Origin of the sequence: Pseudonocardia terrae (assembly GCF_021343995.1) — a bacterium.
Lineage (GTDB): Bacteria > Actinomycetota > Actinomycetes > Mycobacteriales > Pseudonocardiaceae > Pseudonocardia > Pseudonocardia terrae.
In genome coordinates, this window is sequence record NZ_JAJTTE010000029.1 from 1 (window position 1) to 15011 (window position 15011).

The 15011-nt window shown below is 74.3% G+C and carries 13 protein-coding genes; 5 read left to right on the plus strand and 8 right to left on the minus strand.

What is annotated here, in order from left to right; all coding sequences use genetic code 11:
* Positions 1 to 69 precede the first annotated feature (69 nt).
* From LWC33_RS19720 to LWC33_RS19750, 7 genes are all read right to left on the minus strand, one after another.
* On the minus strand, positions 70 to 510 hold the full coding sequence (locus LWC33_RS19720; RefSeq protein WP_233305890.1) for a hypothetical protein: 441 nt from the start codon (positions 508 to 510) through the stop codon (positions 70 to 72).
* 209 nt (positions 511 to 719) lie between these two features.
* Positions 720 to 1367, minus strand: coding sequence for a response regulator (locus LWC33_RS19725; protein ID WP_233305891.1), 648 nt, complete (start codon positions 1365 to 1367; stop codon positions 720 to 722).
* On the minus strand, positions 1364 to 2503 hold the full coding sequence (macS, locus tag LWC33_RS19730; RefSeq protein WP_233305892.1) for a MacS family sensor histidine kinase: 1140 nt from the start codon (positions 2501 to 2503) through the stop codon (positions 1364 to 1366). The genes LWC33_RS19725 and macS overlap by 4 nt, the downstream gene beginning before the upstream one ends.
* A gap of 83 nt (positions 2504 to 2586) precedes the next feature.
* Positions 2587 to 3540, minus strand: a complete 954-nt coding sequence (locus tag LWC33_RS19735) for a class I SAM-dependent methyltransferase (protein WP_233305893.1) — start codon at positions 3538 to 3540, stop codon at positions 2587 to 2589.
* 90 nt (positions 3541 to 3630) lie between these two features.
* Positions 3631 to 4545, minus strand: a complete 915-nt coding sequence (locus tag LWC33_RS19740) for a ribonuclease Z (protein ID WP_233305894.1) — start codon at positions 4543 to 4545, stop codon at positions 3631 to 3633.
* 60 nt (positions 4546 to 4605) lie between these two features.
* Positions 4606 to 5385, minus strand: coding sequence for an enoyl-CoA hydratase/isomerase family protein (locus tag LWC33_RS19745; protein ID WP_233305895.1), 780 nt, complete (start codon positions 5383 to 5385; stop codon positions 4606 to 4608).
* A gap of 89 nt (positions 5386 to 5474) precedes the next feature.
* Positions 5475 to 6239, minus strand: coding sequence for an ABC transporter ATP-binding protein (locus LWC33_RS19750; RefSeq protein WP_233305969.1), 765 nt, complete (start codon positions 6237 to 6239; stop codon positions 5475 to 5477).
* A gap of 100 nt (positions 6240 to 6339) precedes the next feature.
* Here LWC33_RS19750 and glgX point away from each other — a divergent pair, with 100 nt between their 5' ends.
* From glgX to LWC33_RS19775, 5 genes are all read left to right on the plus strand, one after another.
* Positions 6340 to 8367 (plus strand): glycogen debranching protein GlgX, encoded by a 2028-nt coding sequence (gene glgX / locus LWC33_RS19755; RefSeq protein ID WP_233305896.1) that lies wholly within the window; start codon positions 6340 to 6342, stop codon positions 8365 to 8367.
* Between the two features lie 155 nt (positions 8368 to 8522).
* Positions 8523 to 9617: a hypothetical protein gene (locus LWC33_RS19760; protein WP_233305897.1), complete on the plus strand. Its 1095-nt coding sequence runs from the start codon at positions 8523 to 8525 to the stop codon at positions 9615 to 9617.
* A gap of 189 nt (positions 9618 to 9806) precedes the next feature.
* Positions 9807 to 10763 (plus strand): ParA family protein, encoded by a 957-nt coding sequence (locus LWC33_RS19765; protein ID WP_233305898.1) that lies wholly within the window; start codon positions 9807 to 9809, stop codon positions 10761 to 10763.
* Positions 10760 to 11584, plus strand: coding sequence for a PadR family transcriptional regulator (locus LWC33_RS19770; RefSeq protein ID WP_233305899.1), 825 nt, complete (start codon positions 10760 to 10762; stop codon positions 11582 to 11584). The genes LWC33_RS19765 and LWC33_RS19770 overlap by 4 nt, the downstream gene beginning before the upstream one ends.
* Before the next feature lie 175 nt (positions 11585 to 11759).
* A complete protein-coding gene (locus LWC33_RS19775; protein ID WP_233305900.1) occupies positions 11760 to 11993 on the plus strand; it encodes an FmdB family zinc ribbon protein in 234 nt (77 codons plus the stop codon).
* Between the two features lie 116 nt (positions 11994 to 12109).
* On the opposite strand, the gene glgP is transcribed toward LWC33_RS19775, so the two are convergent.
* Entirely contained in the window at positions 12110 to 14686 is a 2577-nt protein-coding gene (gene glgP / locus LWC33_RS19780) for an alpha-glucan family phosphorylase (RefSeq protein WP_233305901.1), read from the minus strand.
* Between the last annotated feature and the right edge of the window lie 325 nt (positions 14687 to 15011).

The window sequence follows — 15011 nt, forward strand, 5'->3', positions numbered from 1 at the left end:
CAGCCAACCGAGCAGCCCACACTGCCGAACCGACCGTTCGACACCAGCCACCTAGGTTCGCCCAGCCGGTCAGCGCGCCGGCCGTCGGGGGCGAGCGGTCGCGCCCGCGCCCAGGGCGGCGAACACACCGGCCACCACGGCGTCGGCGCACGCTCCTCGTCGCCAGGTCGGGGAGCCGGCTGCCAGGGCGAGGCAGCTCAGCGCGTGCAGCCCGTCGACGACCGCACCACCGGCGCGACCGGTACGGGTGCCCACCAGACGGACGGCCGCGAGCTGGACGAGGTGACGCGCGCCCAGGACACGGACGACGGCGCGGGCGCGCGGCGTGGCCGGAGTGTGGAGAACGCCGACCACCGCCTCGGGGCTCAGCAGCGAGATCAGCCCCCAGGCGCCGCGCGTCACGTCGGTGCCGAGCCCGAGCGCCTGCCGTGGGCGCCGGGGCGGCACGGCCCCCGACCCCGGCGGCCCGCTCCGGTCGCCGGGCGCGGCGGGGCGCGGGGCTGCGAACATCTCGTTCTCCTCCGGATCCGAGTCCGCCGGTCCACTCCTCCGGGTCCCGGCGGACGTGGCGGGGGTCCCCACCCGAACTGATCACGCAAACCCGGGGCAACCTGTCGATTGCCTGACGACGGAGCGCGACCGCCCGCTCGCCGTGCCGGTGTGGCCGGGAAATCTGGTCGAAGGGTGTGGCCTTTCGACGCAGGGAACACCCGGTGGGGTCAGTCGTCGGCGAGACCCTGCTCGATGGCGTAGCGGACGAGCTGGGAGCGGTTGTGCAGCTGCAGCTTGCGCAGGGTGTTCTGCACGTGGCTCTCGACGGTCCGGTGCGAGACCACGAGCCGCTCCCCGATCTGCTTCGCGGTGAGGCCCTTCGCGACCAGCCGCAGCACCTCGGTCTCGCGCTCGGTCAGCGCCGGCACCGCGGGCTCCCCCTCCGGGCGCTGGGCCAGGCGCCGGTACTCGCCGAGCACCAGCCCCGCGAGCCCGGGGGTGAAGACCGGGACGGCCTGGGCGGTGCGGTGCACCGCGTCGACCAGCTCCTCGGCGCTCGCCGACTTCACCAGGTAGCCGGTGGCGCCGGCCTTGAGCGCCTCCAGCACGTCCGCGTGCTCGCCGCTCGCCGACAGCACGAGCACCCTGGTGTCCGGGAGCGTCGAGACGATCCCGGCGATGGCGTCCACCCCGGACGTCCCGCCGAGGTTGAGGTCCATGAGCACGACCTGCGGCCGCACCGCGGGGGCGATCCGGACGGCGGCGCCGGCGTCGGGCGCGGTGGCCACGACCTCGAGGCCGCGCTCGGCCAGGTCCCGGGCCACGCCCTCGCGCCAGATGGGGTGGTCGTCGACCACCATCACGGTCACGCTCACACGCTCTCCCTGCGCTCGTCCACCCGGGCCGGGATCCGGATCGTCCACTCGGTGCCCCGGCCGGGCCCGGTGTCGAGGTCGAGGGTGCCGCCGAGCCCGGCCACGCGTCCCCGCATCGACTGCGCCACCCCGAGCCGCCCCTGCTCCTCCGCCTCCGCGAGCCGGCCGGTGGGGATGCCCGGGCCGTCGTCGCGCACGCTGATCTCGACCGCGCCGTCGAGCTCCTCGACGAGGACCCAGGCCGGGGCGGCGGCGCCGACGTGCCGCTCGACGTTGGCCAGCGCGGCACGCACCACGGCGTCGAGCTCGGCGACCGTCGCGGCCGGCAGCTCCACCGGGTGCGCGGGCGCCGACACCGTGACCCGGCCCGACGCCGCCGCCCGCAGCGTCGCCGCCAGATCGCGCCGCCCCTCGGCGTCCACCTGGGCGTTGCCGCTGGTCAACAACGTACGCAGGGCGACCTCCTGCTCGCCGGCCAGCGCGCCGAGCTCGGCCGCGGCCCCGCCCAGGTCCGCGCCGCGGCGCCCGACGTGCGCGAGGACCTGCAACACCCCGTCGTGCACCGCCCGGGCCAGCCGCTCCCGTTCCCCCGCGGCGGCCTCCTCGGCGACGGCCCGGCGCACCCGTTCGGCAGCCCGGCGCAGCACGAGCGAGGCGTAGCCGACGGTGAGCCCGGCGAGCACGAGGATCTGGATGTCGTTGAGCTCGGTCAGGGTGGCCCGGGACTTGGCGAGCACCAACGCCGCGGAGATCACCGCGGCCGCGACCACCCCGCCGACGATCCGGTACGCCACCGCGCAGGCCAGCACCGCGCCGGAGGTCCAGATCGAGCCCATGCCGGGGACCGAGGCGTCGAGCTGGGCGTCGGTGACGATCAGCGGCGTGGTGAGCATGATCCCCGCGCTGACGGCGAGGTCGGCCAGCGCGAGCGGCCCGCGGCGGTCCTCGAACCCGGCGCCGAGGTAGCCGCGGGCGAGCACCGCGGTCCAGGCCGTCATGACCGCGAGCACCAGCGCCGCGCCCCACGGCGCCGCGTAGTCGGTCATGTGGAAGGCCGACACCCCGATCACCGTCACCAGCGTGAGCACGCGGTAGACGACGACGCCGCGCCACAGCGGCTCGAGCGGGCGTTCCACGTCGATCAGTGTGGCGGGAACGGGGGCGGCACGGAACACACCGGCGAGCCTGCCGGTCCGCCGGGCCGCCCGGATCCGTAGTCCTACCGGGGCTTGGTGCCGGAGATCAGCGCGTTGTAGAACCAGGCCCGCGGGACGACGCGGCCGAGCACGGCGTCGAGCGCCGAGAGCCGCTGCCAGGAGTGGTAGGCGAACATCGCCCAGTTCCAGCCCAGCTTCCCGGGCGGGACGGCGGCCTCGAACGTCCGCACCGGCCAGCCGAGCATCGCGGCGGTGAGCTCCTCGGTGACGGCGCGGACCCCGCGGGCGCCGGCGCGCTCGGCCATCCGCTCCAGCTCGGCCGGGTCGAAGGTGTGGATGTCGACGACGGACTCGAGGGCGGCGGCGCGGCTCGACTCGTCGAGCTCGGTCTGCGGGCGGCGCCACCCCCGCAGCGGCCCCAGCCTGGTGACGGTGGTGGCGGCCTTCCACGTCCACTGCGAGAGCTTCCGGGCGTAGGCGTCGCCGACCGTGGTGGGCTCGCCGGCGAACACGAACCGGCCGCCCGGCCTGAGCACGCGCAGCACCTCGCGGAACGCCTGCTCCACGTCGGGGATGTGGTGCAGCACCGCGTGCCCGACGACCAGGTCGAACGTGTCGTCCGGGTACGGGATCGTCTCGGCGTCGGCGACCTTCCCGTCGACCGGGAGGCCGAGGTGCTCGGCGTTGCGCAGCGCGGCCTGCACCATGCCCGGCGAGAGGTCGGTGACCGAGCCGTTCTCCGCGACACCGGCCTGCATCAGGTTGAGCAGGAAGAAGCCGGTCCCGCTGCCGAGCTCCAGCGCGTGCCCGTAGGGGCGGCCGTCCCAGCCGGTGGCCAGGCGGAAGCGGCCGGCGGCGTAGTCGATGCAGCGCTCGTCGTAGCTGATCGACCACTTCTCGTCGTACGTGCCCGCTTCCCAGTCGTGGTAGAGCACGTTGGCCAGCTTCGGGTCCTGCCACGCCGCCTCGACCTGCTCGGCGGTGGCGTGCGGGGTGGGCACCTGGTCCGTACTCATGGGTAGCGACCCTAGCGAGGGCCGGTGCGGCCCGGGCGCGACCCTGCGCCGGCCGGGCCGTGGACGCGTACGCGGGGGCGGGCGCAGATCTTAGGTCGGCCCGACGACCACCCGCGGCGGCACGGGAATCCGCATCAGGTCCTCGGCGACCACCAGCTCGCCGTCGAACACCTCCCGCGCCTCCGCCGCGAACCGCTCCGGTTCGGTGTAGCGCTGGGAGAAGTGCGTGAGCACCAGCGTGCGTACCCCGCACTCGGCCGCGACGGCCGCGGCCTGACGCGCGGTGAGATGGCCGTAGGCGTGGGCGAGGTCGGCGTCCTCGTGCAGGAAGGTCGCCTCAATGACCAGCATGTCCGCGCTGTCCGCCAGGGCGTGGACGCCGTCGCAGAGCCGGGTGTCCATGACGAAAGCGAACACCTGGCCCGGACGCGGCGCGCTGACCTCCTCCAGGCGCACGCCGTCGAGCTCGCCGCGGGCCTGCAGCTCGCGGACGCGCGGGCCGGTGATGCCGGCGCGGGCCAGCGCGTCGGGCAGCATACGGCGGCCGTCGGGCTCCACGAGCCGATAGCCGAAGGCCTCGACGGGGTGCTCCAGGCGCCGGACCTCGAGGGCGCCGAGCTCGTCCCGAGCGACGACGCCGTCCCGGTCGTGGGGATGTTCGCGCAGGTCCGCGCGCTCCCGGTAGGAGGTGGCGTACCGGAGCCGGGTGAAGTGCTCCTGCCCCGACGCCGGGTAGTGCGCGTGCACCGGGTGCGCGACCTCGTCGAGGGAGAGCCGCTGCACCACGCCGGGCACGCCGAGGCAGTGGTCGCCGTGCATGTGGGTCAGGCAGATCCGGGTGACGACGCTCGCCGCGATCCCCGCGAAGAGCATCTGCCGCTGGGTGCCCTCGCCGGGGTCGAACAGCAGCCCGTCCCGGTCCCATCGGAGCAGGTAGCCGTTGTGGTTACGGGTCCGCGTCGGCGCCTGGCTCGCGGTCCCCAGCACCACCAGCTCGCGCTCCATCTGCACCTCCGGTGCCCGTGCGCGGTGGTGGTGCCGGAGCACCACCACCGCGCACAGCGGTCAGCGGCCGGTGAAGCTCGCCTTGCCGGGGCCGTTCTCCACGAAGGACTTCATGCCGATCGCGGCGTCGTCGCTGGCGAACACGCCCGCGAACAGCTCCGACTCGATGTCGAGGCCCGTGCGCAGGTCGGTGTCGAGGCCGCCGTCGATCGCCTTCTTCGCGGCGGCGTAGGCCAGGGCCGGCCCGGACGTGAACTGCGAGACGTACTCGACGGACCGGGAGTACACCTCGTCGGCCGGGACGACCTCGTCGACCAACCCGATCGCGAGCGCCTCCTGGGCGTCGACGAACCGGCCGGTGTAGATCAGGTCCTTGGCCCGCGACGGCCCGATCAGCCGCGCGAGCCGCTGGGTCCCGCCGCCGCCGGGGAAGATGCCGAGAAGGATCTCCGGGAAGCCGAGCTTGGCGTTGTCCCCGACGATGCGGCGGTCGGCGCCCAGGGCGACCTCGAGGCCGCCGCCGAGGGCGTAGCCGGTGACCGCGGCGACGGTCGGCTTCGGGATGATCGAGAGCGCGCCGAGCCCGGCGGAGAGCGCCCGGGCCTGCGGGGCCATGTCCGAGTAGGACATGGTCGCCATCTCCTTGACGTCGGCGCCCGCCGCGAGGGTCTTCTCGCCGCCGTAGACGATCACGGCCCGGACGTCCGCCCTGGTCGCGGCCTCCTGCGCGACCTGCAGCAGCTCCCCCTGCACCTGCCGGTTGAGCGCGTTCATGGGGGGCCGGTCCAGCCGGATCGTGCCCACCCCGTTGTCGACCTCGAGCCTCACGAATTCCGTCACGCCCGGACCCTAACCCGGCGGGCGGGCGCCAGGGCCCGCCCGCTCACCCGACGGGGAGGGCCCGTTCTCGTGTCGCCGCTCGTGCCACCTCAGCGCAGCCAGGCGCTGTACCGCCCGCGGCGGCGCTGCACGGCGAGCGGCAGGCCGAAGGTGGCGGTGAGGTTCTCGTCGGTGAGGACGTCGTCGAGCAGCCCGGCGGCGACGACCTTCCCGTCGCGCAGCAGCAGGCCGTGCGAGTACCCCGGCGGGATCTCCTCGACGTGGTGCGTGACCAGCACCGACGCCGGCGCCTCGGCGTCGAGCGCCAGGGTGGACAGCCGCGACACGAGGTCCTCGCGGCCGCCGAGGTCCAGGCCGGCGGCGGGCTCGTCGAGCAGCAGGAGCTCGGGATCGGTCATCAGCGCGCGGGCGATCAGCACCCGCTTGCGCTCGCCCTCGGAGAGCGTGCGGTACTCGCGGTCGGCGAACCCGGCCATGCCGAGCTGCGCGAGCAGGTGCTCCGCGCGCTCGGTGTCCATCGCGTCGTAGCGCTCCCGCCAGCGGCCGAGGACGCCGTACCCGGCGCTGACCACGACGTCGGACACGACCTCGTCGCCCGGGATCCGGATGCCGAGGTTCGCCGAGGTCAGGCCGATGCGTGGGCGCAGCTCGAACACCGCCACCCGGCCCATCCGCTCGCCGAGGATCTCGACGGTGCCTGCGGTCGGGTGCATCTCGGCGGCGGCGAGGCGCAGCAGGGTGGTCTTGCCGGCGCCGTTGGGGCCGAGGACGACCCAGCGCTCGTCGAGCTCGACCTGCCAGTCGACGGAGTCGAGCAGCACGGTCTTCCCGCGGCGGACGGAGACCCCGTCCATGTTGATCACGAGATCGGACAGATCGGGTGTGACGCTCTGCACGGAGGTTTCTGCGCCGGCGGGCGATCCGGGGGAACTCACCCCCTTATCCTCGCCGATCGTGCCTGTCTTCCCGTTGGGTGCCCACGTCGACGACACCGGGGTGCGCTTCGCCGTCGCCTCGACCAGCGCCGACGCCGTCGAGGTGTGTCTCGTGGACGGTGCACCCGGGGAGCTGGTCGAGCGGCGGGTGGAGCTGCCCGAGCGGACCTTCGGCGTCTGGCACGGGCACGTGCCGGGGGTGCGGCCGGGGCAGCGCTACGGCTTCCGGGCGCACGGCCCGTACCGCCCGTGGGAGGGCCACCGGTTCAACCCGCACAAGATCCTCGTCGACCCGTACGCGCGGCGGATCACCGGCGACGTGACCGACCTGCGGGCCGCGTACGGCTGGGTCGACGACCCGATGACAGGTCCGGCGAGCCGGGTCGACTCGCTCGGCGCCGTGCCGTTGTCGGTGGTCGAGGCGCCCGACCGCACGCCGCTGCCGCCGCGCCCGGACGTCCCGTGGTCGGAGACCGTCGTCGCCGAGCTGCACGTGAAGGGGTACACGGCGCGGCACCCCGAGGTCCCGCCGGAGCTGCGCGGCACGTACCCGGGACTGGCGCACCCGGCGGTCGTCGACCACCTGCTGCGGATCGGGGTCACCGCCGTCGAGCTGCTGCCGGTGTGCGCGAGCGCGTCCGAGCCCGCCCTGCTCGAGCGCGGCGCCCGCAACTACTGGGGCTACTCCACGCTCGGCTTCCTCGCGCCGCACGGCGGGTACGCGAGCACGCCCGGCGCCGAGACCGCCGAGTTCCGGTCCATGGTGGACGCGCTGCACCGGGCGGGCATCGAGGTGATCCTCGACTTCGTCCCGAACCACACGTGCGAGGGCGGCGTCGGCGGCGTGACGCTCTCCTACCGGGGCCTCGACGCCCGCGCCTACTACTCGCTCGGCGGCCTCGGCCACGACGCCGACATCACCGGCACCGGCAACACGCTCGACGCCGGCTCCCCCACCGTGATCCGCCTGGTGTGCGACGCCCTGCGGCACTGGGTCACCCACTACGGCGTCGACGGCTTCCGCATCGACCTGGCCTCGGTGCTCGGCCGGCCGCACTCCGGCCCGTTCGACCCGAACTCCGCGCTGCTCACCGCGATCGCCCAGGACCCCGTGCTGTCGACCTGCAAGCTCATCGCCGAGCCGTGGGACGCGACCGGCGAGGGCTACCGGGTCGGCGGCTTCGGCGTCGCGTGGTCGGAGTGGAACGGGCGCTACCGCGACGCCGTGCGGGACTTCTTCCGCGGCCACGGGCACATCGCCGAGCTGGCGTCCCGGGTGACCGGCAGCTCCGACCTGTACGCGCTGTCCGGGCGGCGGCCGTGGGCGTCGATGAACTTCGTGACCGCGCACGACGGCTTCACCCTGCGCGACCTCGTCTCCTACGAGCGCAAGCACAACGAGGCCAACGGCGAGCAGAACCGCGACGGCACGGACGACAACCGCTCGCAGAACTTCGGGGTGGAGGGCGAGACGTCGTCGCCCGTCGTCCGGGCGCGGCGGCGCGCGACCGCCCGGGCCATGCTCGGCACGCTGCTGCTGTCGATCGGGACGCCGATGATCCTCGGCGGCGACGAGCGCTGGCGGACCCAGCAGGGCAACAACAACGCCTACTGCCTCGACGACGCCGCCACCTGGGTCGACTGGTCCCCCGACGAGCTCGACCCGGGGGCGGCCGACGCGATGACCCGGTTCGTCGCCCGCGTCGCCGCGATCCGCCGGGCCTCCCCCGCGCTGCACCGCGACCGCTTCCTCCGCGACGAGGAGGTGCGGTGGTGGCACCCCTCCGGCCGGCCGCTGACCCAGGACGACTGGCACGACGCCCACGCCCGCTCCCTCGGCCTGCTCGCCGGGGAGTGGGTGTTCCTGCTGCACGCCGGCGGCACGGGCGCTCCCTGTGTGCTGCCGGGCGGAGGCTCGCCCCTCGTCCCGGTGCTCGACAGCACGAGAGAGGACGGCTGCCCGGTCTCGGAGCGCCCCCTGCGGCCGCGCAGCACCATCACGCTCCCGCCGCACTCGCTTCTGCTGTTCCGGCGCATTCCGGGCTGATCACCCGGTCGGCCGCCGCCCGCCGGACGAACGGCCGAACTTCGGTCCGGTCGAGTTTGTGGCTCCGGGCCCGTCGGGCATCCGCGCGCCGCCCGCCATTTCAGGCGGGCCGCGGTGACCACGGGTCCGCCGCGCGAGCAGGAGGAGGACCTGTGATGGCAGAACCGGAGCAGAACGAGCCCGACGGGACGCGGTCCGGCGACCTGGCCGACATCAGCGGCTACATCATGCTCGGCAGCAAGAAGCTGACCCTGCGGATCCGGGTCGAGGAGACCGGTGAGGCGCAGGTCGTGGCCGATCTGACCGGCGAGGGCGCAGCGCCGGCCGCCTCCGCTGAGGACGAGACCACTCCGGACGAGCTCGAGGACGGGATCGCGCCCGAGGACCGCGAGGAACTCGGGGACGAGGAGCCCGGCGAGGCCGAGGACGAGTACGACGAGGACACCGAGGACACCGACGGGTACGAGGACGAGTACGACGACGCCGAGGGCGACGAGGAAGCCGACGAGGAGTACGACGACGACGCCGGCGCCGAAGAGGCCGGGTACGAGGACGACCGCTCCGAGGACGACACCGCCGAGGAGCCCGAGCCTGCCGACGACGAGTACGACGAGGACTCGGACGAGGCCGGCGAAGAGTCCGAGCCCGCCGACGACGAGTACGACGAAGAGTCCGAGCCCGCCGAGGACCAGTACGACGAGGACTCGGACGAGGCCGACGACGAATCCGAGCCCGCCGACGACGAGTACGACGAGGACTCGGACGAGGACTCGGAGGAGGACGAGTACGAGGACTCCGCCGACGCCGACGACCACACGGACGAGGCCGACGACGAGTCCCTGACCGCCGAGTCCGACGAGGACGTCGCCGACGAGGAGGACGCCGACGAGGAGGACGCCGACGAGGACGACACCGGCGAGGACGACACCGCCGAGGACGACACCGCCGAGGACGACTCCGCCGACGTGGAGGACTCCGCGGAAGAGGACGACTCCGCCGAGGACGAGGACTCCGCCGAAGAACAGGACTCCGCCGAGGAGGACGACGAGCCCGTCGACCACGCCGAGCCCTCCGAGGACGAGCTCCGCGATCTCCTCACCCCACGCACCCGCCCCTCGCGGGTGACGAGCCAGCGGGGTCTGGCCGGTCGCGGGACACGGGCGCAGCGCACCCGGAGTGGCTCCTCGGGTCGCAGCGGCGGCGGGGAACGGACGGCCCGACGGCGCGGGCGCGGATCGAACCCGGACTGAGTAGCACCGAGAAGCACTGGTTCGCTCGGCCTACTCACTACTGCGACGTCCGCACCATTCCGCTGACCAGGTCGGACGCCGTCGTCGCGTGGGGGTGTGTCGGTGCGCGCGGTCGGGTACCAGCGCAGGACCCTGCTCCCGGGCGGCGCGTTCCGGACCGCCCGTCGTCGACCACTGCGGAGGTGGCCCGTGGCCGGGCGCTCGAGCGACCGTGAGCGCGAGTCCGCGCTGTCCCGCGTGATCGCGATCGTGAACGACAAGGGCGGCGTCGGGAAGACCTCGATCGCCGCGAACCTGGGCGGGCAGTTCGCCGGTGCGGGCTACCGCTGTCTGCTCCTCGACCTCAACCGGCAGGCCAACCTGGCCGACGACCTCGGCTACCGCGGCTCCGACATCGACGACGAGGGCGCCGGGCTGCTCGCCTCGATCATCGCGGGGACGCCGCTGCACCCGGCGCGGGACGTCCGGCCGCAGCTCGACGTGGTGTGCGGCGGGGCCCGGCTCGAGGACCTGACCCCGGTGATGGTCTCCCGCCTCCAGCACCACGGGCGCGAGGCGTTCCGGGTGCTGGGCGACGTGCTCGCGCCGGTCGCGACCGACTACGAGGTGGTGTTCGTCGACTGCCCGCCGGAGTCGACGATCCTCACCGACCTCGCGCTGGGGTCGGCCCGCTGGGTCCTGATGCCCACGAAGTCCGACCTCGGCGGGCTGCTCGGCATGACGCTCGTCGCCGAGCGGTTCACCCTCGCCCGCGAGATCAACGCCCGGCTCGGGCTGCTCGGCGTGGTGCTGTTCGCCACGGGCAGTCGCGCCCGCGCGGTGCAGGGCGAGGCCCTCGCAGCCATCGACGAGGCCTTCGGCGGCTCCTCGCCGCGGTTCGAGACCGCCATCCGGCACGCCGAGCGCACCGCCCAGGACGCGCGACGGCTGGGCAAGCTCGCCCACGAGCTCGAGGTGGAGGCCGCCGCCCAGCCCGCCTGGTGGGAGGAGCTGCGTTCGGGCACTCGGACCAGGCGGATCTCCGCGACGGCCGCGAGCGTCGCCGGCGACTACCGGGCGCTCGGCGTCGAGGTGCTCACCGCGTTGCAGGCCGCCGAGGAGGCCGAACGGCCGCGCGGCCGGACACGGAGGAAGGCACGGGCATGAACCGGCCCACCCGGGACCTGTCCTCGGCCTTCGGTGCCCCGGCCGCGGCCCTCCGTCCGGCGCGCCGCCGCCGACGGCCCGCCGGTCGTCGCACCGGCGCGCCCGCCGAGGACGCCGCCGTCGACGACCCGGAGGACGACGCCGACGACGACGCCGAGGACGACATCGACGAGGCCACAGGAGACGCGGACACGGAGAGAGCCGACCGCGAAGTCGCCGACACCGATCGAGCCGACACCGACCACGCCGACACCGGCGCCCGCACCGACGACGCCGATCACGAGGCCGGCGACGAGGACGCCGGCACCACCGATGCCCCTGACCCCGACCCGAGGAGCGAACCCATTTCCCCCGACGACAGGACCGAGCGCCGCTCGCGCGCGCGTCCCCGGGCGGACGACGACCGCGGGGACCGCCGAACCACCACGAGCCGAGGGCGGAGCGGCTCGCCGGCCCCGCAACGGGCCGACGCCGCCCGCAGGACCCGCCGCTACGGCGAGGTGCGGCTGCGGGACACCCGCCAGCTGGACCTGCTGATCCTCGCTATCGCCGAGGAGCGGCCGGAGAACGGGCGCGTGGTGCACGACCTGCTCCGCGAGCGCAGCGACGGCGTGTTCCGTCCCTCCCTGCAGACCACCTACCGCCGCCTGCACCGGCTGAAGAACGACCGGCTGATCACGCTCGGGCCCGACCGGCGCCACTACTCGCTGACGCCGCTGGGTCGGCGCATCCTGACCTCCCGGCGCCGCGAGTGGGCAGCCTTCATCCACGGCCTCGACCGCGTGCTGGGCCACCCGGACGCGGACACCCCGCGCCGGTGACCGACACCCCGGTCATCCGACGCCGCACTGATCCGACGCCGCACTGATCCGACGCCGCGCCGATCCACGGTGCCCTGATCCACGCCGCGGCGGCAGAACGTCCACGAACCGGTCGTCCCGCTGCCCGTCCGCGGATCATGGCTGTGACCGGGCCCCGCGGCGTACTCTTCCGACCATGCCGCGCTACGAGTTCCGCTGCCGCGAGTGCACCACGACCTTCGAGGTCGACCGCCCCATGGCCGCGGCCTCGGATCCGGCCGCCTGCCCGCAGGGCCACGGCGACACCGTCAAGCTGCTCTCCACCGTCTCGCTCGGCGGCCGTGCCGGCGGTCGTGCCGGCGCCGGCCCCGCGATGGCTCCGATGGGCGGCGGGGGCGGCTGCTGCGGCGGGGCCTGCGGCTGCGGCTGACCCCACGCGAGGTCGACCCCACGCGAGGGCGACCCACGGGAGGTCGACGCCCACCTGCACGAACGGCGCTCCCGCTCACGAGAGGTGCGGGAGCGCCGTCCGTTCGTGCACAGCCCTCAGGCGAGGACGACCTTGCCCAGCTCGGCGGGCGAGGTCAGCAGCGGGTGCTGCGGGAGGACCCGGACCGTGTAGCCCGCCAGGCCCGCGTGCGGCAGCGGTACCACGGCCTCGAAGCGGTCCGTGCCGTCCGTGGCGCCGACGTGCTTCATCGCGATGCGGACCGTGTCGTCGAGCTCGTCGGCCTCGTCGACCCGGCCGACGATCGCCTCGACGGTGACGTCGTCGGCCGAGAGGCCGCCGAGGTCGACCGCCGCCCGCACGGTCATGGGCGCGCCGACGACGGGGGTGTCCGGCAGGCCCGACGCGTCGACCCCGGTGACCTGCACCTTCGTCCACGCGCCGTTCAGCTTCTCGCGGTAGGACGAGATCTCCTTCGCCCCGGCGAAGTCCGAGTCCGTGACGGTGCGGGCGGCCTCGGCGGCCGGCGCGTACCAGTCCTCGACGTACTCCCGGACCATCCGGGTGGCCTGGACCTGGGGCCGCAGGGTCTCCCAGGTGTGCCGGACCAGCGCGGTCCACTTCGGCGGCACGCCGGAGTCGCGCTCGTAGAACGCAGGGGCGACCTGCGTGGCGAGCAGCTCGTAGAGCGCCTGGGCCTCGAGGTCGTCGCGCTTGTGCGGGTCGTCGATGCCGTCGGCGGTGGGGATCGCCCAACCGTTGCTCCCGTCGTAGAGCTCGTCCCACCAGCCGTCGCGGATGGAGAGGTTGAGCCCGCCGTTGAGCGCCGACTTCATGCCGGAGGTGCCGCAGGCCTCGAGCGGGCGCAGCGGGTTGTTCAGCCAGACGTCGCAGCCCCAGTACAGGTAGCGGGCCATCGACATGTCGTAGTCCGGCAGGAACACGATGCGGTGCCGCACGGCCGGGTCGTCGGCGAACCGGACGATCTGCTGGATGAGCGCCTTGCCGCCGTCGTCGGCCGGGTGGGACTTGCCGGCGACGATCAGCTGCACCGGGCGGTGCGGGTCGAGCAGCAGGTCGCGCAGCCGCGCCGGGTCGCGCAGCATCAGCGTGAGCCGCTTGTAGGTCGGCACGCGCCGGGCGAAGCCGACGGTGAGCACGTCCGGGTCGAAGACGTGGTCGGTCCAGCCGAGCTCCGGGGTGGACGCCCCGCGCTCCAGCCAGGCGGCCCGCACGCGGCGGCGGACCTCGTCGACCAGCCGGGCGCGCAGGGCGTTGCGCAGGCCCCACAGCTCGGCGTCGCCGACGTGGTCGAGGGCGGAGGCGGAGCGTGCGGAACCGACCCTCGACGTGGAGGAGGCTGCGAAGCCGGCGCCGGGCTCGCCGATCAGGGCGGCCACGTCCGGGGACTCCCAGGTGTGCCCGTGCACGCCGTTGGTGACCGAGCCGATCGGCACCTCCTCGGCGTCGAATCCGCGCCAGAGGCCGCCGAACATGCCGCGCGAGACCTCGCCGTGCAGCCGCGAGACGCCGTTGGCGCGCTGCGCGAGCCGCAGCCCCATGTGCGCCATGTTGAACATGGCCGGGTCGTCCTCGGAGCCCATCGCGAGCAGCCGGTCGGTCGGCAGGCCGGGCAGCAGCGCGTCGGTGAGGTAGCGGCGGACCAGGTCGACCGGGAAGCGGTCGATGCCCGCCGGGACCGGGGTGTGCGTGGTGAACACGGTGCCGGAGCGGACCGCGGCCAGTGCCTGGTCGAAGTCGAGGCCCTTCGCCGAGCGGAGCTCGCGGATGCGCTCGAGGCCGAGGAAGCCGGCGTGGCCCTCGTTGGTGTGGAAGACCTCGGGCTCCGGGTGCCCGGTCGCGGCGCAGTACGCGCGCACCGCCCGCACGCCGCCGACGCCGATCAGGATCTCCTGCTTGATGCGGTGGTCCTGGTCGCCGCCGTAGAGCCGGTCGGTGACGGTCCGCAGGTCGGCGTCGTTGGCCTCGATGTCGGCGTCGAGCAGCAGCAGGGGCACCCGCCCGACGGCGGCCTGCCACACCCGAGCGGCCAGCGTGCGGCGCTCGGGCATGGCGACCTCGACGACCACCGGTTCGCCGTCGGCGCCGGTGAGCAGCTGCAGCGGCAGGCCCTGCGGGTCGAGGACGGGGTAGTGCTCGAGCTGCCAACCGTCGAGGGAGAGCGACTGGCGGAAGTACCCGGACTGGTAGAGCAGCCCGACGCCGATCAGCGGCACCCCGAGGTCCGACGCCGCCTTGAGGTGGTCGCCCGCCAGCACGCCGAGGCCCCCGGAGTAGTTCGGCAGCACCTCGGACACGCCGAACTCCATGGAGAAGTAGGCGATCGCATCCGGTCGTCCCGCCCGCCCGCGCCCCTCCTCGCCCTGGTACCAGCGGTCCTCGGTGAGGTAGCGCTCCAGGTCGGCGGCCAGGCCGGCGACGGTCGACACCAGTTCGGCGTCCTCGGCCAGCTCGGTCAGCCGCGCGGTCGGGATCTCGCCGAGCAGCCGCACCGGGTCCTCGCCCGACCGCTCCCACGCGTCGGGATCGAGCGAGGCGAACAGCTCGCGGGTGGCCGGGTGCCAGCTCCACCGCAGGTTGGTCGCCAGGGTCTGCAGCGGGGCCAGCCGTTCCGGCAGCTGTGCACGGACGGTGAAGCGGCGGAGGGCTCTCACGGGGGCGGAGAGTAGTACGGGATCGGTCAGGTGACCGATCCAGCGGTACCCCCCGCCCGGGACGCGGGGGGGCGGCGGGACCTCCCGTCGATCACGATCGGGTGGAGTCGTGCCCACGCGCGGACGGGTGCCGTGCAGGCCGCCGGGCTCGCGCGCCGTCACGCTGCGCAGCTGGATCGACCGCTCGCCGCGGGCGGGTCGCCGGGCGGTCCCGGCGGCTCGGTGAAGAGCGTGTGAACCTGTGCCGCCGCGCCCGGTCCCGTTACACGCGGCGGTGGACGGGGTAGGTACGGTTGTGACGCACGCGATGCGGGTCGACGGCGTG

What these genes read in the sequence shown, in the direction of transcription:
- LWC33_RS19750 (WP_233305969.1), bottom strand. Translation starts at nt 6,239, where the DNA reads ATGGACGGGGTCTCCGTCCGCCGCGGGAAGACCGTGCTGCTCGACTCC.
- LWC33_RS19770 (WP_233305899.1), top strand. Translation starts at nt 10,760, where the DNA reads ATGAACCGGCCCACCCGGGACCTGTCCTCGGCCTTCGGTGCCCCGGCC.
- LWC33_RS19740 (WP_233305894.1), bottom strand. Translation starts at nt 4,545, where the DNA reads ATGGAGCGCGAGCTGGTGGTGCTGGGGACCGCGAGCCAGGCGCCGACG.
- LWC33_RS19760 (WP_233305897.1), top strand. Translation starts at nt 8,523, where the DNA reads ATGGCAGAACCGGAGCAGAACGAGCCCGACGGGACGCGGTCCGGCGAC.
- LWC33_RS19735 (WP_233305893.1), bottom strand. Translation starts at nt 3,540, where the DNA reads ATGAGTACGGACCAGGTGCCCACCCCGCACGCCACCGCCGAGCAGGTC.
- LWC33_RS19720 (WP_233305890.1), bottom strand. Translation starts at nt 510, where the DNA reads ATGTTCGCAGCCCCGCGCCCCGCCGCGCCCGGCGACCGGAGCGGGCCG.
- LWC33_RS19775 (WP_233305900.1), top strand. Translation starts at nt 11,760, where the DNA reads ATGCCGCGCTACGAGTTCCGCTGCCGCGAGTGCACCACGACCTTCGAG.